The 22,184-nt window shown below is 67.3% G+C and carries 21 protein-coding genes; 9 read left to right on the plus strand and 12 right to left on the minus strand.

Annotated elements, in window-relative coordinates; genetic code table 11:
- Positions 1-10: 10 nt before the first annotated feature.
- Positions 11-364, minus strand: a complete 354-nt coding sequence (locus tag AC5Y4C_RS07045) for a thioesterase family protein (RefSeq protein ID WP_499911883.1) — start codon at positions 362-364, stop codon at positions 11-13.
- Positions 365-467: 103 nt separating this feature from the next.
- On the opposite strand from AC5Y4C_RS07045, the gene gap reads away from it, so the two are divergent.
- From gap to AC5Y4C_RS07080, 7 genes are read left to right on the plus strand one after another with little or no spacing between them, the layout of a single operon-like run.
- Positions 468-1,490: a type I glyceraldehyde-3-phosphate dehydrogenase gene (gene gap, locus AC5Y4C_RS07050; protein WP_499911886.1), complete on the plus strand. Its 1,023-nt coding sequence runs from the start codon at positions 468-470 to the stop codon at positions 1,488-1,490.
- A gap of 2 nt (positions 1,491-1,492) precedes the next feature.
- Positions 1,493-2,710, plus strand: coding sequence for a phosphoglycerate kinase (locus AC5Y4C_RS07055; RefSeq protein ID WP_499948849.1), 1,218 nt, complete (start codon positions 1,493-1,495; stop codon positions 2,708-2,710).
- Positions 2,711-2,724: 14 nt separating this feature from the next.
- Positions 2,725-3,522, plus strand: coding sequence for a triose-phosphate isomerase (tpiA, locus tag AC5Y4C_RS07060; RefSeq protein WP_499964570.1), 798 nt, complete (start codon positions 2,725-2,727; stop codon positions 3,520-3,522).
- Between the two features lie 19 nt (positions 3,523-3,541).
- Positions 3,542-3,775, plus strand: coding sequence for a preprotein translocase subunit SecG (gene secG / locus AC5Y4C_RS07065; protein ID WP_499911897.1), 234 nt, complete (start codon positions 3,542-3,544; stop codon positions 3,773-3,775).
- Between the two features lie 48 nt (positions 3,776-3,823).
- The gene (ppc, locus tag AC5Y4C_RS07070; protein WP_499911899.1) at positions 3,824-6,616 is read left to right on the plus strand and encodes a phosphoenolpyruvate carboxylase; all 2,793 of its coding nucleotides are present in this window, start codon (positions 3,824-3,826) and stop codon (positions 6,614-6,616) included.
- A gap of 36 nt (positions 6,617-6,652) precedes the next feature.
- Positions 6,653-6,970, plus strand: coding sequence for a hypothetical protein (locus tag AC5Y4C_RS07075; protein ID WP_499964572.1), 318 nt, complete (start codon positions 6,653-6,655; stop codon positions 6,968-6,970).
- A complete protein-coding gene (locus AC5Y4C_RS07080) occupies positions 6,961-7,917 on the plus strand; it encodes a hypothetical protein (protein WP_499964573.1) in 957 nt (318 codons plus the stop codon). Before AC5Y4C_RS07075 ends, AC5Y4C_RS07080 begins: the two co-directional genes overlap by 10 nt.
- A 4-nt stretch (positions 7,918-7,921) precedes the next feature.
- Here AC5Y4C_RS07080 and AC5Y4C_RS07085 read toward each other — a convergent pair whose 3' ends face one another.
- Genes AC5Y4C_RS07085 through tkt form a run of 6 tightly spaced genes read right to left on the minus strand, consistent with a single transcriptional unit; the run spans position 7,922 to position 14,713 of the window.
- Positions 7,922-8,266 carry an ATPase gene (locus AC5Y4C_RS07085; protein WP_499964575.1) on the minus strand — a complete coding sequence of 115 codons (345 nt, stop codon included), beginning with the start codon at positions 8,264-8,266 and terminating at the stop codon, positions 7,922-7,924.
- Positions 8,267-8,274: 8 nt separating this feature from the next.
- On the minus strand, positions 8,275-9,024 hold the full coding sequence (gene pgl, locus AC5Y4C_RS07090; protein ID WP_499911906.1) for a 6-phosphogluconolactonase: 750 nt from the start codon (positions 9,022-9,024) through the stop codon (positions 8,275-8,277).
- A complete protein-coding gene (opcA, locus tag AC5Y4C_RS07095; RefSeq protein ID WP_499912002.1) occupies positions 9,021-9,932 on the minus strand; it encodes a glucose-6-phosphate dehydrogenase assembly protein OpcA in 912 nt (303 codons plus the stop codon). Before opcA ends, pgl begins: the two co-directional genes overlap by 4 nt.
- Positions 9,929-11,488 (minus strand): glucose-6-phosphate dehydrogenase, encoded by a 1,560-nt coding sequence (gene zwf / locus AC5Y4C_RS07100; RefSeq protein ID WP_499911908.1) that lies wholly within the window; start codon positions 11,486-11,488, stop codon positions 9,929-9,931. The genes opcA and zwf overlap by 4 nt, the downstream gene beginning before the upstream one ends.
- The gene (gene tal / locus AC5Y4C_RS07105) at positions 11,485-12,603 is read right to left on the minus strand and encodes a transaldolase (protein WP_499964577.1); all 1,119 of its coding nucleotides are present in this window, start codon (positions 12,601-12,603) and stop codon (positions 11,485-11,487) included. The genes zwf and tal overlap by 4 nt, the downstream gene beginning before the upstream one ends.
- Before the next feature lie 16 nt (positions 12,604-12,619).
- Complete coding sequence (gene tkt / locus AC5Y4C_RS07110) at positions 12,620-14,713, minus strand: transketolase (protein ID WP_499964578.1); 2,094 nt, start codon at positions 14,711-14,713, stop codon at positions 12,620-12,622.
- Positions 14,714-14,886: 173 nt separating this feature from the next.
- Here tkt and AC5Y4C_RS07115 point away from each other — a divergent pair, with 173 nt between their 5' ends.
- Entirely contained in the window at positions 14,887-15,810 is a 924-nt protein-coding gene (locus tag AC5Y4C_RS07115; protein WP_499964580.1) for a heme o synthase, read from the plus strand.
- Positions 15,811-15,820: 10 nt separating this feature from the next.
- Here AC5Y4C_RS07115 and AC5Y4C_RS07120 read toward each other — a convergent pair whose 3' ends face one another.
- On the minus strand, positions 15,821-16,795 hold the full coding sequence (locus AC5Y4C_RS07120; protein ID WP_499964582.1) for a quinone oxidoreductase family protein: 975 nt from the start codon (positions 16,793-16,795) through the stop codon (positions 15,821-15,823).
- A 19-nt stretch (positions 16,796-16,814) separates the two neighbouring features.
- Between AC5Y4C_RS07120 and AC5Y4C_RS07125 the strand changes: the two genes are divergently transcribed.
- Positions 16,815-17,759, plus strand: a complete 945-nt coding sequence (locus tag AC5Y4C_RS07125) for an ATP-grasp domain-containing protein (RefSeq protein WP_499911915.1) — start codon at positions 16,815-16,817, stop codon at positions 17,757-17,759.
- Here AC5Y4C_RS07125 and AC5Y4C_RS07130 read toward each other — a convergent pair.
- From AC5Y4C_RS07130 to mptB, 4 genes are all read right to left on the minus strand, one after another.
- On the minus strand, positions 17,709-18,620 hold the full coding sequence (locus AC5Y4C_RS07130) for a COX15/CtaA family protein (RefSeq protein ID WP_499912004.1): 912 nt from the start codon (positions 18,618-18,620) through the stop codon (positions 17,709-17,711). The two genes, AC5Y4C_RS07125 and AC5Y4C_RS07130, sit on opposite strands and share 51 nt — an antisense overlap.
- 110 nt (positions 18,621-18,730) lie before the next feature.
- The gene (locus tag AC5Y4C_RS07135; protein WP_499964584.1) at positions 18,731-19,507 is read right to left on the minus strand and encodes an ABC transporter permease; all 777 of its coding nucleotides are present in this window, start codon (positions 19,505-19,507) and stop codon (positions 18,731-18,733) included.
- Entirely contained in the window at positions 19,504-20,406 is a 903-nt protein-coding gene (locus AC5Y4C_RS07140; RefSeq protein ID WP_499912006.1) for an ABC transporter ATP-binding protein, read from the minus strand. The genes AC5Y4C_RS07135 and AC5Y4C_RS07140 overlap by 4 nt, the downstream gene beginning before the upstream one ends.
- 26 nt (positions 20,407-20,432) lie before the next feature.
- Positions 20,433-22,151: a polyprenol phosphomannose-dependent alpha 1,6 mannosyltransferase MptB gene (gene mptB / locus AC5Y4C_RS07145; RefSeq protein WP_499911919.1), complete on the minus strand. Its 1,719-nt coding sequence runs from the start codon at positions 22,149-22,151 to the stop codon at positions 20,433-20,435.
- Between the last annotated feature and the right edge of the window lie 33 nt (positions 22,152-22,184).

Consider the following 22,184-nt stretch of genomic DNA (forward strand, 5'->3'; position numbering starts at 1 on the left):
AGGCGACGGCTCAGCCGAAGCGCGCCAAGAACTTCTCCCGGTCGACGATCGCGCGGTCGATTTCGCCGGCAGCAACCACCTGACCCGAATCGTCGACGGCCCGAACCCGGAATGTCAGACTCCGGCCGTCAGGCGCCGCAGGCGGCTCGGCGGAGACTTCGACGATCCCGCCCACCTTCGTCGCCCGGCGATGTTCGACGCGTACCGCGGTCCCGACCGTCGTCTGGCCCGCCGCCGTGAACGGCGCGGCCGCCAGGACCGTCGCCGCTTCCAGCCATGCGATCAACCGCGGCGTCGCGAGCACCGGAACGTCGCCGCTGCCGACCCGCTCGGCGGTGTCGTCGTCGGTCACTTCGTAGCGCACCTCGACCACGTTAACCAGATCACTGCCGTCACCACCGGCCGCACGGCGAAAAGGCCCTCCCACTAGGCTGGCCGGGAGAAATCATCAGACCAAGGAGACAGACGTGACGGTCCGGATAGGTATCAACGGCTTCGGTCGCATCGGACGCAACTTCTACCGGGCCCTCGAAGCGCAGAAGGCCGAAGGCAAGAGCACCGACCTCGAGGTCGTGGCGGTCAACGACCTCACCGACAACGCCACCTTGGCGCATCTGCTGAAATTCGACTCGATTCTCGGCCGGTTCCCGCAGGACGTCAGCCTCGAAGGCGACGACACGATCGTCGTCGGCTCCAACAAGATCAAGGCCCTCGAGCTCAAGGAAGGCCCCTCCGCGCTGCCGTGGGGTGACCTCGGCGTCGACGTCGTCGTCGAATCCACCGGCTTGTTCACCGACGCCGCCAAGGCCAAGGGTCACCTCGAAGCAGGCGCGAAGAAGGTCATCATCTCCGCGCCCGCCAAGGGCGAAGACCTCACCGTCGTGCTCGGCGTCAACGACGACAAGTACGACGGCAGCCAGAACATCATCAGCAACGCGTCGTGCACCACGAATTGCCTTGGGCCACTTGCCAAAGTGCTGCACGACGAGTTCGGCATCGTCCGCGGTCTGATGACCACCATCCACGCGTACACGCAAGACCAGAATCTGCAAGACGGCCCGCACAAGGACCTGCGCCGCGCTCGGGCCGCCGCGCTGAACATCGTGCCGACGTCCACCGGTGCCGCCAAGGCCATCGGCCTGGTGCTTCCCGAGCTGAACGGCAAGCTCGACGGCTACGCGCTGCGCGTGCCGATTCCTACCGGCTCGGTCACCGACCTGACTGCCGAGATCTCCAAGTCGGCCAGCGTCGAGGACATCAACGCCGCGTTCAAGGCCGCCGCCGAGGGCAAACTCAAGGGCATCCTCAAGTACTACGACGCTCCGATCGTGTCCAGCGACATCGTCACCGACCCGCACTCGTCGATCTTCGACTCCGGGCTGACCAAGGTCATCGAGAACCAGGCCAAGGTGGTGTCCTGGTACGACAACGAGTGGGGCTACAGCAACCGGCTCGTCGACCTCGTCGCGCTGGTGGGCAAGTCCCTGTAGACATGGCCGGCTTGCCTACTCTCGAAGATCTTCTGGCACAAGGAGTTTCGGGACGGGGAGTGCTGGTGCGCTCCGACCTCAACGTCCCGCTCGACGACGACGGCCGCATCACCGATCCGGGCCGGATCACCGCGTCGGCGCCCACGCTGAAGGCGTTGGCCGAGGCCGGCGCGAAGGTCGTCATCACCGCGCACCTCGGTCGTCCCAAAAGCGGTCCGGACCCGAAGTTCTCGCTGAAACCGGTTGCCGCGGCTCTCAGTGACGCGCTGGGCCGGCATGTCCAACTGGCCGGGGACGTCGTCGGCGCGGACGCTCTCGCCCGTGCCGAGGGCCTGACGGACGGCGACGTACTGCTGCTCGAGAACGTCCGGTTCGACCCGCGGGAAACCAGCAAGGACGACACCGAACGGATGGCGCTGGCTCGTCAGCTCGCCGAACTCGTCGAGCCCGACGGTGCTTTCGTGTCCGACGGCTTCGGGGTGGTGCACCGCAAGCAGGCGTCGGTGTACGACGTCGCCACGCTGTTGCCGCACTATGCCGGCAGGCTCGTCGAGGCGGAAGTCAATGTGCTGCACCAGCTCACCAGTTCCACCGAGCGGCCCTATGCGGTGGTGCTGGGCGGGTCCAAGGTGTCCGACAAGCTCGCGGTCATCGAGCAGTTGGCCACCAAGGCCGACAGCCTGGTGATCGGCGGCGGCATGTGCTTCACTTTCCTTGCCGCCCATGGGGTTTCGGTGGGCAAGTCGCTGGTACAGCCCGAGATGATCGACACCTGCAAGGAACTTCTCGAGACCCATGCCGATGTCATCCACCTGCCGGTCGACATCGTCGTCGCCGACGAATTCAAGGCTGACTCGCCTTCACGAACTGTCAGCGCAGGCCAGATCCCGGACGACAAGATGGGATTGGACATCGGGCCGGAATCGGTGAAGCGGTTCACGGCCCTGCTCTCGAACGCCAAGACCGTGTTCTGGAATGGTCCGATGGGCGTTTTCGAGTTCCCGGCGTTCGCCGCCGGCACCAAGGGCGTAGCTGAAGCGATCATCGGCGCCACCCGCAAGGGCGCCTTCAGCGTGGTCGGCGGTGGCGACTCGGCCGCGGCCGTGCGGGCGCTGGGATTGCCCGAAGACGGCTTCTCGCACATTTCCACCGGCGGCGGTGCCTCGCTGGAATACCTTGAGGGCAAGACACTGCCGGGCCTCGCTGTCCTAGAAGAGTGAGAGGTACTGCAATCGTGAGCCGTAAGCCGCTGATCGCCGGCAATTGGAAAATGAACCTCAACCACTTCGAAGCGATCGCGCTGGTGCAGAAGATCGCGTTCTCGCTGCCGGAGAAGTACTTCGACAAGGTCGACGTCGCCGTGCTGCCGCCGTTCACCGACTTGCGCTCGGTGCAGACGCTGGTCGACGGTGACAAGCTCAAGCTGACGTACGGCGGCCAGGACATTTCGCAGCACGACCAGGGCGCCTACACCGGAGAGATCAGCGGCGCGTTCCTCAACAAGCTGGGCTGCACCTACGTTGTGGTCGGGCACTCCGAGCGCCGCACCTACCACAACGAGGACGACGAGCTCGTCGCGGGGAAGGCGGCCGCCGCGTTCCGCCACGAGCTGATCCCGATCGTCTGCATCGGCGAGCACCTCGAGGTCCGCGAGGCCGGCAACCACGTCGAGCACAACGTCGATCAGCTGCGCGGATCGCTCGCCGGGCTGTCTGCGGACCAGATCGCTCAGGTGGTGATCGCCTACGAACCGGTGTGGGCCATCGGCACGGGTCGGGTGGCCAGCGCGGCCGACGCCCAAGAGGTCTGTAAGGCGATCCGCGACGAGCTGGCCAAGCTCACGTCGCCACAGGTCGCCGACGCGATCCGGGTGCTGTATGGCGGGTCGGTGAACGCCAAGAACATCGGCGACATCGTTGCGCAGGCGGATGTGGACGGCGCGCTGGTGGGCGGTGCATCCCTGGACGGCGAGCAGTTCGCGATCATGTCGGCCATCGCCGCCGGCGGCCCGCTGCCCGACCTGCCCGGTTGAAGACGGTAGGGTAGCGGCCATGGAGATGGCCCTGCAGATCCTGCTGGTGATCACCAGCATCTTGGTGGTGTTGCTCGTGCTGCTGCACCGCGCCAAGGGCGGCGGCCTGTCGACGCTGTTCGGCGGCGGCGTCCAGTCGAGTCTGTCCGGCTCGACGGTGGTGGAGAAGAACCTCGACCGGGTGACGCTGTTCGTGGTCGGGATCTGGCTGGTCTCGATCATCGGCGTCGGCCTGATGATCAAATACAGCTGACAACAGCCACGGCGTGCGGGGCGCCTGAAGCCCACCGATACTTGGCTCATGGCTGAGGTTCCCGACGCATTGGCGCCCATCGGGGCGGTGCACCGCACGCAGCTGGGGCGCGAGGCGACCGAGCCGATGCGCGAAGACATCCGGCTGCTTGGCGGAATCCTCGGCGACACCGTCCGCGAGCAGAACGGCGAGGAAGTGTTCGACCTCGTCGAACGCGCCCGCGTCGAGTCCTTTCGGGTCCGCCGTTCGGAGATCGACCGCACGGAGCTGGCGCGGATGTTCGACGGCATCGACGTCCGCGAGGCGATCCCGGTGATCCGCGCCTTCAGCCATTTCGCGCTGCTGGCAAACGTCGCCGAGGACATCCACCGGGAACGGCGCCGCGCCATCCACGTCGCGGCGGGTGAGCCGCCACAAGACAGCAGCCTGGCCGCCACGTACCGCAAACTTGATGCGGCTCAATTGGATTCGCCGACGATCGCCGAAGCACTCCGCGATGCGCTGGTGTCGCCGGTGATCACCGCCCACCCGACCGAGACGCGACGCCGCACGGTGTTCGAGACGCAGCACCGCATCACCGAACTGATGAGGTTGCGGCTACACGGCCACCGCGAGACGCCCGACGGGCGCGACATCGAAACGGAGCTGCGCCGTCAAGTGCTGCGGCTCTGGCAGACAGCGCTGATCAGATTGCAGCGCTTGAGGATTCAAGACGAAATTCAAGTCGGCCTGCGTTATTTCCAAGCCTCGTTTCTGCAGGTGATCCCTGAGGTCAACGCGGAGGTTCGCGAGGCGCTGCACGCGCGCTGGCCCGGTGCCCACTTGCTCGAAGAGCCGATTCTGCGGCCGGGGTCGTGGATCGGCGGTGACCGCGACGGCAATCCCAACGTGACAGCCGACGTCGTGCGGCACGCGACCGACAGCGCTGCCCACACCGCGTTCCAGCACTACCTTTCCGCGCTCGCCGCGCTGGAAGAACAGCTTTCGATGTCGGCGCGGCTGGTGAAGGTCACCGACGAGCTGGCGGCGCTGGCCGACCGCAACGACGAACAGGCCAGGCTCGACGAGCCGTATCGGCGGGCACTGCGCGTGATTCGGGCGCGGCTGACCGCTACCGCGCAGCAAAAGCTGGACCGCCAGCCCGGCCCGCAACTCGACTTGGGCATGGCGCCCTACCAGTCGCCCGACGAGCTGCTCGCCGACCTCGACGTCGTGGACACGTCGCTGCGCGGTCACCGCAGCGATCTTCTGGCCGACGACCGGCTGGCCCACTTACGAGAATCTGTGCGGGTCTTCGGTTTTCACCTCTCCAGCCTCGACATGCGGCAGAACTCCGACGTGCACGAGGAAGTGGTGGCCGAGCTGCTGGACTGGGCCGGCGTGCATTCCGACTACCGGTCCCTGCCGGAGCCGGAACGCGTCGAGCTGCTGGCTTCAGAGCTGGCCACTCGCCGGCCGCTGACTCGCGAGAACGCTCAACTGTCCGAGCTGGCGCGCAAGGAAGTCGACATCGTGATTGCCGCGGCCCGGGCCGTGCGGGTGTTGGGTCCGGAAGCGGTGCCTACCTACATCGTGTCGATGTGCCGCTCGGTGTCGGACATGCTCGAGGCGGCGATCCTGCTGCGCGAGGGCGGGCTGCTGGATGCCGCCGGCGACGAACCGTGCTCGCCCGTGGGCATCGTCCCGCTGTTCGAGACGATCGACGACCTGCAGCGCGGCGCCTCGATTCTGCAAGCGGCACTTGACCTTCCGGTGTACCGGACACTGGTTCGCGCGCGTGGCGACAGTCAAGAGGTGATGCTCGGGTATTCCGACTCCAACAAAGACGGCGGTTACCTGGCCGCGAACTGGGCGCTGTACCGCGCCGAACTCGATCTGGTCGAGACCGCGCGCAAGGCCGGTATTCGGTTGCGGCTGTTCCATGGTCGCGGCGGCACCGTCGGTCGCGGCGGCGGTCCGAGCTACGACGCGATACTCGCGCAACCACCCGGCGCGGTGTCCGGGTCGCTGCGTCTCACCGAACAGGGCGAGGTGATCGCCGCCAAGTACGCCGAACCGCGCGTCGCCCGGCGCAACCTCGAAACGTTGGTTGCCGCCACGCTGGAAGCCACACTGCTGGACACGGAAGGCCTCGGCGACGACGCCGAACAGGCGTATCGGGTGCTCGACGAACTCGCCGAACTTGCCCACCGCGCATATGCCGAATTAGTCCACCGCACAACGGGTTTCGTCGACTACTTCACCGCCTCCACCCCGGTCAGTGAGATCGGCGCACTCAATATCGGCAGCCGCCCGACCTCGCGCAAGCAGACCACGTCGATCTCTGATCTGCGGGCGATCCCGTGGGTGCTGGCGTGGAGCCAGTCGCGCGTGATGCTGCCCGGCTGGTACGGGACGGGCAGCGCCATCGAGCAATGGCTCGCCGACCGCGACGGTGGCCTCGAGGTGCTGCAGGACCTCTACCACCGCTGGCCGTTCTTCTCCACCGTGCTGTCGAACATGGCTCAGGTGCTGGCGAAGTCGGACATGGGGCTAGCCGCCCGATATGCGGAACTGGTGCCCGACGAGGCGTTGCGGCGGCGCGTGTTCGACAAGATCGTCACCGAACACCAGCGCACCATCAGAATGCACCAGCTGATCACGGGTCAAGACGACCTCCTGGCCGACAATCCCGCGCTGGCCCGATCGGTGTTCAACCGCTTCCCGTATCTGGAGCCGCTGAACCACCTGCAGGTGGAGTTGCTTCGCCGGTACCGCGGCGGCGACGACGACGAACTCGTGCAGCGCGGCATCCTTCTCACCATGAACGGCCTCGCGTCGGCCCTGCGCAACAGCGGGTGACGGAACCGTTCGCGGCCGCGGATGCGTCGTAGGAACATGGCCGACGTGTACCTCACCCCGCAAGGCGGACCCGACGCGGCAGCGCTGTGTGACGCGGCCGCCGCAGAGCTCACCGCGAAAGCCCGCTCGGTTCAACGATTCGCCGACGGCGTTTGCGACGGCTGGCTCGGCGACTGCGAAGAGGGCCGAGGATGGGCGCAGCTGCTGCAGGACAAAGCGGTGGGCGCGAACTCGCTGCGGTGGCTGCTCGACACCCACGCCGCGAACCTCGCCGCCATTGCTATCCAATTCCGCAGCAGCACAAGCGGTTATGGTGACGCCGACCGCGCTGCGATAGGGAAGTCGTGGCTCTAACGCCGGACGACTGGACTCCCGGCGTGTGGTCGCACGCCGCGGTGATGGACATGCAGGCCAGACTCGATCCGGTTCGGATCTCGCGCCGCGTCGACGACTGGCACGCCGCGATCGACGATATTCGTGACGTACTGACCGCTCTGTTGCGCGGAGTCTGCGGGCAACTCGAGCAGGGATGGCGAGGCCAAGGAGCCGAGGCGGCTGCAGAGGCGTTGCGGCGCTACATCACCGGCTCGCTCGACGGCTTGACCTCGTGCCGATCGCTGGCTGTGCACCTGGGGGAGTTGTCTCGCGCCGCCGGTGATCTGCGGGCGTGCATCACCGCGCCGGACGAAGGGGATTCGGCGGCACAGCGTCTCGACGAGGCGCTGTCGCAAGTCCGCCAGCTCTACAGCGGACCCGCCGTGGCGGCGGGCAACGCGGTCGCCGATCTTCCATCGCCACCCGAGCCGTTCCCGCTGGGCAGCACCGAAGACACGATTCCGCTGCCGGCCATACCGGCGTCGGGAACGTCGCCCACCGGTCCGGTTCCCGGGGCGACGCCGTTTCATGTCGGGCCTGCCCCGCCTCCCGCGCTGCCCGTCGACCCCGTGAAAGGTGTTACGCATCCGGCTGGCGTCACTGATCCGCTGCCGGCGTGGCACTCGCCGCCAAGCAGCGCTGCGGTGGCGCCAGTGCTCAGCGGCGCACCGTCGGCTCACTTCGAACCGGCAGCCACGGCGACGCCGCCACCGACCGGTGTGCCCACGGCCGGGCAGAGCACCCCACCGAACCCGGTCCGGTCGACGTCGTCGGTCACACCGTTGGTCGGGACGGCCTATCCCGGCGGGCTGTGGCGCGACGACACCCAGCAGCATCGTTCGCCGCGATATCTGGTGTCGGCCGGCAACACCAACGAACTGGTTGGTGAACTGCCGCTGGTCGCACCCCCGGTGATCGGCGAATAATTGCCTACAGGTGCGTGCGGTCGCGAATCTTCTTCACCACCTGGCGGACTGCGGTTTCGGTCGCTGCCAACGGAGCGACCGCGGCCTCACCGATGCCGACGATGCGTTCGACGCGGTCGACGATTCCCTCCAGACGGTTGAGCGTGTCGTTGAGGTAGTCCAAGCTGCTGTTGAAGGTGACCAGCGACCCGTCCAGGCCTTCGATCGACTTGTCGAGCGCCGACAAGGATTTCATGAGGTTGTTCAGGACTGTGTCGACCTGCTCGACGGTGAGGTCGGCATTGAGCGCTGCCTGAGCCAAGGTCTTGATCCGTTCCCGGCCGGTGCGCGCGCCACCCTTGTCTGCCATGCCGGTCATTATGACCCGTCGCCGAGCTTTCCCGCTGCCGCCTTGTCGAGGAACCAGACGGTGGCGTCTCGCCCGACGGCGCCGGCCGCGGGCACCGACACGGGGTCTGCGCCGTCTACCGCCGCAGCCACCGCATCCGCTTTGCCCGCACCCGAGACGATCAGCCAGACCTCGCGCGATCGTTGAATTGCCGGCAGTGTCAACGTGATTCGCCGCGGCGGCGGCTTGGGCGAATCCTCGACGCTGACTACCAAGCGCTGCTTCTCTCGCACCGCCGCGGAGTGCGGAAACAGCGAGTTCACATGGCCTTCCGGACCCATGCCCAGCAGGTGCACGTCGAATTGCGGAGCCGACTGACCGGGGTCGGCCTGAGCGGCGAGTTCGCGTTCGTAGGCCTGGGCCGCGGCCTCGATGTCGTCGCCGAATTCGCCGTCACTTGCGGCCATGGGATGCACGTTCTCGGCGGGGATGTCGATCTTGTCGAGCAGCGCGGCGCGGGCCTGGCGGAAGTTGCGCTCGTCGTCGTCCTCCGGCACGAACCGATCGTCACCCCAGAACAGATGCACCCGCGACCAGTCGATGCCACCGCCGTGCTCGCCGAGATGCTGCAACACTCCGATGCCGGTGCCGCCGCCGGTCAGCACGACCATCGCCCGGCCACGAAACCGCACCACCGACGCGATCTCCTCGGCAAGCCGCTCGCCTACGCCGGCCACCAATGTCGCGCTGTCGGGGTATGTGTGGACCGATGTACTCATACGTACTGCACCTTGTCGATTCCGCGGAGCGCTTCTTCGTAGATCTGGTCGGGGTCGAGTCGGCGCAAATCCTCGGCAAGGCATTCGCGAGTCGTCCTGCGCGCCAAGGGAAGTAAAGCGTCGGGCCGGGCTGTGCGGCTGAGCGTGGCCGTCGACCCGGTTTGTGGACGACTGAGTGTGACCGTTTCCGTCGGTCGGGTCAGCTCGACCTTGAGGTCGCCGACTGCGCGCCGCACCGGACCGTCGATCCGCGACGCCAGCCAGCCGGCCAAGATATCGAGCGCTGGTTCGTTCTTCAGCCCGGACACCAGCACGGAGCTCACCGGCTCGAACGGCGGCTGATCGAGCGCCGACGCCAGAAGCGCGCGCCAGTACGTGATGCGGCTCCACGCCAAATCGGTGTCGCCTGGCGTATAGCCGGGCAGCCGGCTCTTGATCGCCTCGAGCGGATCCTCGGCGCCGGTCGCATCAGTGATCCGCCGAATCGCCAACCGGCCCAACTGATCCTGGGCGGGAACGGCTGGTGCGACACCTGGCCACCACGCCACCACCGGGGTGTCCGGCAGTAGGAACGGCAGCACCACGCTGTGGGCGTGCGCGGCCAGCGGACCGGAGATGCGCAGCACCACGACTTCTCCGGCCCCGGCGTCACCGCCGACGCGCAGCTGAGCGTCCAACCGCGGTGTCTCCGCGAACGGTTCGTCGGGCACCACCGCGATGATCCGGCAAGGATGCTCACGGCTGGCCGACGTGGCCGCCTCGATGGCGTCTTCGTTCAGATTGCCGATGTCCAACGCGATCACAAGTGTCAGCACGCGGCCCAGCGTGATCGCACCGCCCTCTTCGCGCAGTGCCGTGATCCGCTTGGCGATGTCGTTGGTGGTGGTGTCGGGCATCTCGACGATCACGGCCGCCGCCATTCCCGGCCGGTGCGCCGCAGCATCTCGAACGACGACTCAGGACCCCACGTGCCGGCCTCGTACGGGTCGGGTCGGCCGTGCGTCGCCCAATAATCCAAGACGGGATCGAGGATCTCCCAGGAGAGTTCGACTTCCTGGTTGACGGGAAACAGCGACGGCTCGCCCAGCAGCACGTCGAGGATCAGCCGCTCGTAGGCCTCTGGTGAATCCTCGGCGAACGCTGCGCCGTACGAGAAGTCCATGTTGACGTCGCGAACTTCCATGGCGCTGCCCGGGACTTTGGAGCCGAACCGCATGGTGATGCCCTCGTCCGGCTGCACCCGGATGACGAGCGCGTTCTGGCCGAGCTCCTCGGTCATCGTCTGGTCGAACGGCAGATGGGGAGCCCGCTTGAAGATCATCGCGATCTCGGTCACCCTGCGGCCCAACCGCTTTCCGGTCCGCAGGTAGAACGGCACGCCGGCCCAGCGGCGGGTGTCGATGTCGAGTGTGATCGCCGCGAACGTTTCGGTCTTGGAATCCTTGGAGAAGCCCTCTTCGTCGAGCAGCCCGACCACCTTCGAGCTGCCCTGCCAGCCGGCTGTGTACTGTCCCCGCGAGGTCGTCTCCGACAACGGCTCGGCCAGCCGTACCGCCGAAAGGACCTTGACCTTCTCCTCTTTCAGTTCGCGCGGGTGGAAGTTGATGGGCTCTTCCATCGCGGTCAGCGCGAGCAGTTGCAGCAGGTGGTTCTGGATCACGTCACGGGCGGCGCCGATCCCGTCGTAGTAGCCGGCTCGCCCGCCCAGCCCGATGTCCTCGGCCATCGTGATCTGCACGCTGTCGACGTAGTGGCTGTTCCAGATCGGTTCGAACAGTTCGTTGGCGAAGCGCAGTGCCAGGATGTTCTGCACCGTCTCCTTACCCAGGTAGTGGTCGATCCGGAACACGGTGTCTTCCGGGAAAACGCTGTTCACCACGGCGTTCAGTTCGCGTGCGCTCTGCAGGTCATGGCCGAACGGCTTCTCGATCACCACCCGGCTCCACTTGCCCTCTTGCTGCCGTGCCAGCCCCGATTTGGACAGCTGCTCGCAGACAAGCGGGAACGCCTTGGGCGGGATCGCAAGGTAGAACGCGTGATTGCCGCCGGTGCCGCGCTCAGCGTCGAGCTTGTCCAGCGTTTCGGCCAGCCGCGCGAACGCGGCGTCGTCGTCGAATGTGCCCTGCACGAACCGGAACCCCTCGGCGAGCCGGTCCCATACCTCCTTGCGGAACGGAGTGCGGGCGTGCTGCTTGACCGCGTCGTAGACGACCTTGCCGAAGTCCTCGTCGGCCCAGTCGCGGCGGGCGAATCCGACGAGCGCGAACGTCGGTGGCAGCAGCCCGCGGTTGGCCAGGTCGTAGATCGCGGGCATCAGCTTCTTGCGGGCAAGGTCGCCGGTGACACCGAAAATCACCACACCGCACGGCCCCGCGATGCGCGGCATGCGCTTGTCGCGCTTGTCGCGCAACGGGTTACGCCACTCCGCTGCAGCCGCCGCGGATCCGGTCTCCGCCCCTGTCATTTCTTGGCGGCGTCGAGCTGTTCCTGCGTGGCGTCCCGAAGCTCGTGCCAGGATTTTTCGAACTTCTCGACACCTTCGTTTTCGAGCACGAGGAACACGTCGCGCAGGTCGACGCCCAACGCGTCGAGTTTGTCGAACACCTCCTGCGCCTCGCCGGCGCGGCCGGTGACGGTGTCGCCCGTGATGACACCGTGGTCGGCGACGGCCTCGATGGTCTTTTCGGGCATGGTGTTGACGGTGTTGGGGGCGACGAGCTCGGTGACGTAGAGGGTGTCGGAGTACTCCGGGTTCTTCACGCCCGTCGACGCCCACAGTGGCCGCTGCACGCGGGCGCCGTCGGCCTTCATCGCTTCGTAGCGGTCACCGCCGACGAACACTTCCTCGTACGCGGCGTAGGCCAGGCGCGCGTTGGCCACACCGGCCTGCCCGCGCAGCGCGAGCGCCTCGTCGCTGCCGATCTTCTCCAGCCGCTTGTCGATCTCCGTGTCGACGCGGGACACGAAAAACGATGCAACGGAATGGATTTTGGACATGTCGTGGCCGGCCTTCTTGGCGGCCTCCAGTCCGGCGAGGTAGGCGTCCATCACGGCGCGGTGGCGTTCGACCGAGAAGATCAGCGTCACGTTGACTGAAATGCCTTCGGCCAAAGTGGATGTGATGGCCGGCAGGCCGGCTTCGGTGGCGGGAATCTTGATCAGCAAGTTCGGCCGGTCGACGATCTTCCACAGTTCGATCGCCTGCTGGACCGTCTTGTCGGTGTCATGGGCGAGCCGCGGGTCCACCTCGATGGACACCCGGCCGTCGACGCCGTCGGAGCCCTCCCACTGCGGGCGTAACACGTCGCAGGCTTCCCGGACGTCGTCGGTGGTGACGGTGCGGATCGCCGCGTCTACGTCGGCGCCGCGCTCGGCCAGTTCGGCGATCTGCTCGTCGTAGGCCTGCCCCTTGGACAGCGCGGTCTGGAAGATCGTCGGGTTGGTGGTGACGCCCACCACGGATCGGGTGTCGATGAGGTTCTGCAGATTGCCGGTCCGCAGCCGGTCCCGGGACAGGTCGTCCAGCCACACCGATACACCGGCCGCCGACAGCGCGGCGAGATTCGGATTCTGGGTCATCGCAGAGCCTTTCGCTTTAGTTGTCGATTGCTCGTTCCGCGGCGGCGACGACGGCTTCTGCGGTGAAACCGAACTCGCGGAACAACGTCTTGTAGTCGGCCGACTCGCCGTAGTGCTCGATCGACACGATCTCCCCGGTGTCGCCGACGAACTTGTACCAGCTCTGGGCGACCCCCGCTTCGACTGCGACGCGTGCCGGCACGTCCGGCGGCAGCACGCTGTCGCGGTACTCCTGCGGCTGCGACTCGAACCATTCCACGCACGGCATCGAGACGACGTAGGCGTTGATGTCGCGCTCCGCCAACAGCTTTCTGGCCTCCACCGCAAGCTGTACTTCCGAACCGGTGGCGATGATGATCACGTCGGCGTCGTCGGACGGGTTGCCTCCGCCGAGCACGTAACCGCCGCGCGCGACACCGTCGCGGCTGGTGCCCTCCAAGACCGGCACACCCTGGCGGGTCAGGATCAACCCGACGGGACCGCTGCCGGCGCCGCGACACAGGATGGTGTGCCAGGCGTAAGCCGTTTCGTTGGGATCGGCGGGCCGCACCACCGACAGCTGCGGGATCGCACGCAGTGCGGCGAGGTGCTCGATCGGCTGGTGGGTCGGCCCGTCCTCGCCCAGCCCGATCGAGTCGTGCGTCCAGACGTAGATGGTGTCGATGTCCATCAGTGAGGCCAGCCGGACGGCCGGGCGCATGTAGTCGGAGAACTGCAGGAACGTTCCGCCGTACGCGCGGGTGGGGCCGTGCAGCACGATGCCGGACAGGATCGCGCCCATCGCGTGCTCGCGGACGCCGAAGTGCAACGTGCGCCCGTACCAGTGCGCGGTGTACTCCTTGGTCGAAATCGACGGCGGCCCAAACGAATCCGCGCCCTTGATCGTGGTGTTGTTGCTGCCGGCCAAGTCGGCCGATCCGCCCCAAAGCTCAGGCAGCTTCGGCCCCACCGCCGAGAGCACCTCGCCGGAGGCCGCCCGGGTGGCCACCGCCTTGGAGCCCGGCTCCCAGTAGGGCAGGTCGTCGTCCCACCCGTCGGGCATCTCCTGGGCGATCAGCCGGTCCAGCAGCGCCTTGCGCTCCGGTTCGCGTTCGGCCCACGCGTCGAAGTCGGCCTGCCACTTCTCGTGCGCCTCGCGGCCGCGGTCCACCAGCTTGCGGGTGTGTGCCAGCACCTCGTCGCGGACCTCGAACTTCTTGTCTGGGTCGAAGCCGAGGATCTTTTTGACCTCTGCGACTTCCTCCTCGCCCAGCGCGGCGCCGTGCGCCTTCCCGGTGTTCATCAAATTCGGTGCGGGATAACCGATTACGGTCCGCAGTGCGATGAACGACGGCTTGTCGGTGACGGCCTTGGCCGCGGCAATCGCCTGTTCGATGCCGACGACGTTCTCGCCGCCCTCCACGATCTGCACGTGCCAGCCGTAGGCCGCATAACGCGCCGGGGTGTCCTCGGACAACGCGATCTTCGTGTCGTCCTCGATGGAGATCTGGTTGTTGTCGTAGAAGACGATCAGGTTGCCCAACTGCTGGGTGCCGGCGAGCGAGGACGCCTCAGACGTCACACCTTCTTCGATGTCGCCGTCGGAGGCGATCACGTAGATGTAGTGGTCGAACGGGCTGGCGCCGGGCGCGGCGTCGGGGTCGAACAGGCCTCGCTCGTAGCGTGCGGCCATGGCCATACCGACCGCGGAGGCGAGTCCCTGACCCAGCGGGCCGGTGGTGATCTCCACGCCTTCGGTGTGGCGGAACTCGGGGTGGCCGGGAGTCTTGGAGCCCCAGGTGCGCAACGACTCGATGTCCGACAGCTCCAGGCCGAAGCCGCCGAGAAACAGCTGCAGATACAGGGTCAGGCTGCTGTGGCCGGCCGACAGGATGAACCGATCGCGGCCGAGCCAGTGGGTGTCGCTGGGATCGTGGCGCATGGTGCGCTGAAACAGCGTGTAGGCCAGCGGCGCCAGGCTCATCGCAGTGCCGGGATGGCCGTTGCCTGCCTTCTGGACCGCATCCGCCGCGAGCACCCGGATCGTGTCGACGGCTTGCGAGTCGAGCTCGGTCCAGTCGTCGGGGTGGTTTGGGCGGGTAAGGGCGGAGAGCTCCTCAAGCGTGGTCACAAACGCGCTCCTCGGGTCGGTAGGCAGCCCGGCCGGTCAAGTACAAGGTCAACCCTAGTGCGGCCGGGCCGGGATGGTCGATTGCTCCGGCAGTTCGACCCTGCGCTATGGGTCATGTGGGCCTGCGGTCTACCATCGCCTGTAGTAGAAGCCCACCCGCCGAGGAGTCTTGCGTGAGCATTCGCGAGCGGGTCCACGTGTCGTGGTCCCACCGCATCCGCACCACGCTGCTCGGTTATCTCGCTCTCACCAAGCCCCGTGTCATCGAATTGCTGGTGGTCACCGCGATTCCCGCCATGCTGCTGGCGGATCGGGGAACCGTGGCGCCACTGCTGATGCTCAACACCTTGATCGGCGGCATGCTGGCGGCCGCTGGGGCCAACACGCTGAACTGCGTCGCCGACGCCGATATCGACAAAGTGATGAAACGCACTTCGCGGCGGCCGCTTGCCCGCGCGGCGGTGCCCACCAGCCATGCGCTGGTATTCGGGGTCGCCCTGTCGGTGGCGTCGTTCTTCTGGCTGTGGTGGACGACGAACCTGCTGTCGGCGCATCTTGCCGGCGCGACCATCGGGTTCTACGTGTTCGTCTACACGTTGCTGCTCAAGCGGCGGACGTCGCAGAACGTGGTGTGGGGCGGTGCGGCCGGATGTATGCCGGTGATGATCGGGTGGTCCGCGATCACCGGCACCATCAGCTGGCCGGCGTTGGCGATGTTCGCGATCATTTTCTTCTGGACACCGCCGCACACCTGGGCCTTGGCGATGCGCTACAAGGACGACTACCGGGCGGCCGGCGTGCCGATGCTGCCCGCGGTGGCAAGTGAACGCCACGTGACCAAGCAGATCCTGGTGTACACCTGGCTGACGGTGGCTGCGACGCTGGTGCTTGCGCTGGCTGCGGGCTGGTTGTACGCCGTGGTCGCGGTGTTGGCCGGGGCGTGGTTCTTGACCATGGCACATCAGCTGTACGCCGGAGTGCGCCGCGGCGAGCCGGTCAAGCCGCTGCGGCTTTTCCTGCAGTCCAACAACTATCTGGCCGTCGTGTTCTGTGCGCTGGCCGTCGACTCCGTGCTGGCGCTGCCGACGCTGCTGTAGGGCGACGTGCTCACGGCACCAGAACCACCGAGCCTGTCGTCTTGCGGCCCTGCAGGTCGGCGTGCGCACGAGCGGCCTCGGCCAGCGGATAGTGCTCACTGACCGTCACGGTGATCGACCCGGCGGCGATCGCATCGAGCACTTCGCCTGCTCGCCAAGAAAATTCGTCAGGCGTGCGGGTGAAGTGCACCAGCGACGGCCGGGTCAAATACACCGACCCGGCCGCATTCAGCCGTTGCGGGTCCACCGGCGGCACCGGACCGCTCGCGGCGCCGAACAACGCCAGCGTGCCGCGGACGGCCAGGCTGGCCAGGCTCGCGTCGAACGTGGTTTTGCCCACGCCGTCGTAAACCGCGGCCACTCCGTTGCCGTCGGTCAGGTCACGAATACGCGCGCCGAACTCGCCGGGGTCCGAGGGGTAGTCGAGCACCTCCACAGCGCCGGCTTGCCGGGACAGCTCTGCCTTCTCGGGCGTCGACACGGTGGTGATCACCTTCGCGGGCAGGCTGGTCAACCACTGTGTCAGCAGCAGCCCCACACCGCCGGCCCCCGCGTGCACCAGTACGGTGTCGCCCTGTTGCACGGGATAGACCGACTTGATCAGGTAGTGGGCCGTCATGCCTTTCAGCAGCGCTGAGGCAGCCACCTCCGGTGCCACCCCGTCGGGCACGTACGCGACGAAATCGGCTGGGGCGACGCTGTATTCGGCGTACGCGCCGCTGGCTGCGACCGTGACAACGCGGTCGCCCTCGCGCAGCGCCGCCACGCCGTCGCCCAGCGCTGCGATCCTGCCGCAGACCTCCTGGCCCACGATGAACGGCAGCTCGCGGGGATAGGAGCCCGAGCGGAAGTAGGTATCGATGTAGTTGACGCCAATCGCCTCGGCCTCGATCAGCACCTGACCAGGGCCAGGAGTAGGCCGTGGTTTTTCGACGTAACGCAGGACCTCTGGACCGCCGTGTTCGGCGACTTCGATTGCGTGCATCCCACTATCATCCCCGGCAATGAAGCTTGCTCGGCCGAACGTGTTCCATCCGCGGATCGTGCTGGCCGGATGCCAGGCGCTGCCAGACGGTGACGGCGACGACGCCGGCCTGGTGGAAGCGCTGCGCCGCCGCGGCCTGCACGCGAAATGGCGCCCGTGGGACGACCGCGACACGCTGCGTGCCGACGTCGTCATCCTGCGGGCGACGTGGGACTATGCCGAGCGGCTCGACGAATTCCTGCAGTGGACGACATCGGTGCCGCATCTACTCAACGCACCCGAGGTGGTTGCCTGGAACGCCGACAAGCGCTATCTGCTCGACCTCGCGGCAAGAGGAGTGCCGATTGTGCCGACGGAGGTTTTCGGCGCCGCCGACGACGTGCGACTCCCCAGCGCCGACGAAATCGTGGTCAAGCCGTCGACTGGCGCCGGATCGCTTGCCGCGCAACGATTTACAGACCCTGCCGCGGCACTGACGCATGCCGCCGACTTGCAAGCGCACGGTCGCAGTGTGGTGGTGCAGCCGTATGACCGTCGGGTGGAGCACGCGGGGGAGACCGCGTTGGTGTTTCTCGGCGGCAAGCAGTCGCACGCGTTCAGCAAGGCCGCGATGCTGCCGCCCCAAGGTCAGCGCATCTCGCTGGATGCCACCGGGACGTACGCGGTGGAGACGTTGACGTCGGCTGACCCCGACTTCGAGATCTGGGACCTGGGCTTCGCGGCGCTCGACGCCGCCGCAGGCCGGCTCAACACGTCGATCCGGGACTTCCTCTACGCGCGTGTTGACGTCATCGGAGGAATCGACGATCCGCGGCTACTCGAACTGGAGCTCATCGAGCCGTCGCTGGGTTGGATGCAGCTCGACGACCAGACTCGCGATCTGCAACAGCGCGAGTTCGCGCGATGCGTCGGTTCAGCCTTGGAGCGGCTCGGCCTTGGTCCGCTGTCGCATCGCCGCCCATAGCGCCGCGGTGCCGCCCGTCACGGCGGCAGCCCCCGCCACGTGAACGGCCACCAACGCGGCGGGCACACCGGTGAAGTACTGCACCGTTCCGACCACGCCCTGAGCTACCACCAGCGCGGTCAGCACGCCGAGCCGGACAAGCACGGCCCGCGGGGCAGCGACGGCAAGCAGACCGAAGCCCAGCCCCACCAGCAATGCGAGGTAGCCGATCAGCAGCGTCGAATGGACGTGCACGAGTGTGGTGATCTCGATCTGGAGCCGCGGCACCGTGCGAGTTGGGCTGGTGTCGCCGGCGTGCGGTCCGGCGGCAGTCACCAGAGTGCCCGTGACGAGCACGGCGGCGAGTACGACCGCGCTCAGAAACACCAAGCCCCGCAACGGTTTTGGCACCGTCCGCTGCGGCACCCCGTCGTCGGGCTCGCTGACTTTCATGAAGAGAAGGACCGCCAGCCACACCATGGTCATCGACGCGAGCAGGTGCAGCGCGACCGTCCACCACAGGAGCCCGGTCAGCACGGTGATGCCGCCGATGACGGCTTGCGCGACGGTCGACGCCGGCATCAGCCACGCGTACACCTGCACCTCTGCACGACGGCGCGCGCGGGTGACGGCAAGCACGGCCAGCGCGGCCGTCAGCACCACGAGGAACGTCACCATCCGGTTGCCGAACTCCACCGCCTGGTGCACGCGGGGCACTTCCGACACGGCGATCGGCGTGAAGCTGCCCGGGAAACACTGCGGCCAGGTGGGGCAGCCCAGTCCGGATGCGGTAACCCGCACGATCGCACCGGTCACCGCGATACCGCCCTGAGTCAGCACCACTGCCGCGGCGATCAGGCGTTGGACGCGCAGGCTGGGCATCGGCAACAGGTCGACCAGTCGCAGCAAGAACCGTCCGACACCCATAGCCGAATCTTAACTACAGCCTGTAGTAGGCACCGCCCACGCGGCCTGACGGTGAACGGCTGCCGTCACGTGAACCGAAACAGCCGCAGCGCCGCCAGCCCGGACAACGTGCCCCACACCGCAAGCACACATACTCCAAACCAGTCCACCGACATCGTCATCGCCTGCGTCAACGCCTCAGTGAGCGCTCCCGACGGGGTCAGCCGCGCCACCCACTCGACGCCGTGCGGCACCAGTCCGCCGCCCAGCGTCAGCGCGCCGAACCCCGCGAACGCGAACCACATCAGGTTGGCCAGCGCCAGCACGACCTCGGCCTTCAGCGTGCCGCCCAGCAGCAGTCCGAGTGCGGCGAACGCGGCGGTGCCCAATGCGATCACCGCCGCGCCCAGCACGAGGCCGGTAGGCGACGGTCGCCAGCCGAGCCCGAAACCTATGGCGCCCAAGAGGATCGACTGCAAGATCACCACGGTGACCACAGCCAGAGACTTGCCTGCGATGATGCCCCAGACCGGAAGCGGTGTGGCGCCGAGTCGTTTCAGGGCGCCGTAGCGGCGGTCGAACGCCACGGCGATGGCCTGGCCGGTGAACGCGGTCGAGATCACGGCGAGCGCCATGATCGCCGGCACGAAGGTGGCCGCGCGGTTGTCGCCGAACGAACCCAGCGGCAGCAGCGTCAGCCCGACCAGCAGAGTCACCGGAATGAACAACGTCAGCAGCAGTTGCTCGCCGTTGCGGAGCAGCAGCCGGAGCTCCAAACCGTATTGCGCGGCGAGCATCCGCTGGATGCCGCTGGGGCGCGGATCGGGTGCGAAAGTGCCTGGCGCAAAACGGGATTCGCTCATCGCCGCACCTCCTTGCCGGTGAGCTCCAAAAACACGTCCTCGAGGCTGCGCTGCTCGACGCGCATGTCGGTGGCCAGCACGTCCAGGCGCGCGCACCACGCCGTCACTGTGGCGACCACCTGCGGGTTGATCGTTCCTTCGACCAGATACTGGCCCGCCGACACTTCGGTCGCCCTGTATCCCTGCGGCAGCGCCGCCGACAGCAGCGACAGATCGAGCATCGGTGGTGCGGTGAAGCGCAACTGGTTCTGGGCGCCACTGCGCATCACCTCGGCCGGCGTGCCGGCCGCGACGGCCTTGCCGTGGTCGATGATCACCAGGCGATCGGCCAACTGCTCGGCCTCCGCGAGCTGATGCGTCGTCAACACCACGGTCACGCCGTCGCGGCGCAGCGCGTCGATCAATTCCCACACCACCAGCCGGGCGTGGGCGTCCAGGCCGGCGGTCGGTTCGTCGAGGAACACCAACTCCGGGCGCCCGACGAGCGCGCACGCCAGTGCGAGCCGTTGTTGCTGCCCACCGGAGAGCCGGCGGTACGTCGTGCGTGCCACGTCGGTCAGGCCGAGAGTGTCCATCAACCATTTCGGGTCGAGCGGGTTCGCCGCGTATGCCGCAACAAGGTTGAGCATCTCGGCGGCGCGAGCGGCGGGATAGCCGCCGCCGCCCTGCAGCATCACCCCGATCCGTTCCCGGACGCGCGCGTTGTCGGTGACCGGATTCATGCCCAGCACTTCGATGGTGCCGGCGTCGGGCCGCACGAACCCTTCGCACATCTCGACGGTGGTGGTCTTGCCGGCGCCGTTGGGGCCGAGCAGCGCGAACACTTCGGCGCGTTGGACGTCCAGGTCGAGGTCCGACACGGCGGTCAGGGACCCGTACCGTTTGCGCACCCCGCGCATCCGCACGGGGATCGGTGGCGTCGGGCTCACGGAGACTCAGCGTATGCGCCGGGCACGGGGGTCGGTTCGGGCGCCGGGGTGAGTGGCGCTGGCGCCGGCTCGCTGGCTTCTTCGCTGCTGGCTACGGGGTGCGGCACGCTGCGCCAGGGCAGCATCGAGTAGGTCGCCGCGATGAGAATCAGTACGATCACGGTGCTGGCGACGGTCGCGTCGACGATCTGGAACAACGCGAACCGGTCACCGTTGGCCGTCGGGCCGAAGATGCCGACCACGAGCGTGACCAGGATCGTCGCGATCCGGAATCGCGGCCGGGTGGCCCAGGCAGCCAACGGGATGATCGCCCACAGCAGATACCAGGGCTGCACGACGGGGAAGAGCAGCACCGTCGCGCCCAACGCCACGCCGAGGCCGCCGACCGGATGCAAACGTCCGCGCAGCACGGCGATCAGCAGCCAGGAGACGATGACCGCGATGATCAACACGCCGATGCCGCGCGTCAACGACAGCACTGCGGTGGTGTGGTCGCCCAGGCCCAACAGAATTCCCACCTGACCGGTGCCCAGCGCCAGCAGCGTCGGCGGTGACATCCAGCTGCGCACCACGTTCGCTGTTCCCAGCGTGTTCACCCAGCCGAAGCCGAGTCCGCTGGCCGAGCCGATCGCCGCCATCACGGCCAGCGACAGCATGCCGAGCAGTCCACCCGCGCCGACCACTGCGCGAACGTTGGCGCCCCAGCGGCGGGCCAGCGCCATCGTCACGAAACCCAGTGCAAGCAGGGAGGGAAGCTTCACTTGCGACGACAGCGTGATCAACACCGCGCCCAGCACGAGCATGGCCAGCGGCGAGAAGTGCGCCCATTCGCTGCGCTCGCGGGGCCAGCGCAGCGGCCGCGGTGTCAGCGGCTCAGCGGACTCGACGCCGCGCAACGCGAACTCGGTGCCGGTCAGCATCAAGCCGAGCATCAGAGCCTCGTTGTGGATGCCTGCGACCAGGTGCATGAGCAGCAGCGGGTTGGCTGCCCCCAGCCACAGCGCGCTGACTTCTGCCACGCCGCAGCGCCGGGCCAGCCGCGGCGTCGCCCAGACGATCATCCCGACGCCGATCAGCACGACCAGCCGGTGGCACAGCACCGCCGCGACGATGTTCTCGCCCGTGAGCGTCGAGATGCCCCGACCGATCCACAGAAAGAGCGGCCCATAGGGCGCTGGCGTGTCCCGCCAGAGGCTCGGCACCGACAGCGTGAAAACGTGGTCGAGGCCGAGCGCCGGCGCCGGGCCGACCTTGTAGGGGTCCAGGCCCAGCGCGGAGATCTGGCTCTGCGCCAGGTAGGAGTAGACGTCCTTGCTGTACATCGGCGGCGCGATGAGCAACGGCAGCATCCACAGCATCAGGGTGTGGTCGAGCTGGCTTCGTGACATCCGGCGGTCGCCGAGCGCGAAGCGGCCCAGCATGAGCCAGGCCAGCGCCATCATCACGGCACCGGTGGTGGTCATCGTCAACGAGACGGTCTGGATGCGTGACGGCAGGTTGAGCAGCCGGACGCCGAATGTCGGATCCTGGACGACGGGCCGCGCGCCCGCCCCAAGCGACCCGATGGCCATCAGGACGGTCCCGGTGGCGCCGAAGAGCCGGGTGCGCCGTAGCGCTACGACTTCGGCATCGTTGAGCGGCGAGCCGACAGTTCGCTCATCGCCGTGCCAGCGGGCAATCGACGAGCTCAGGGAGCCATGGCGGCGAACTGCCATCTGTGCAGCGTAACGAGTTGGGCTAGTGGCTCA

The sequence above is a fragment of the Mycobacterium sp. NGS35 genome (genome assembly GCF_059812855.1).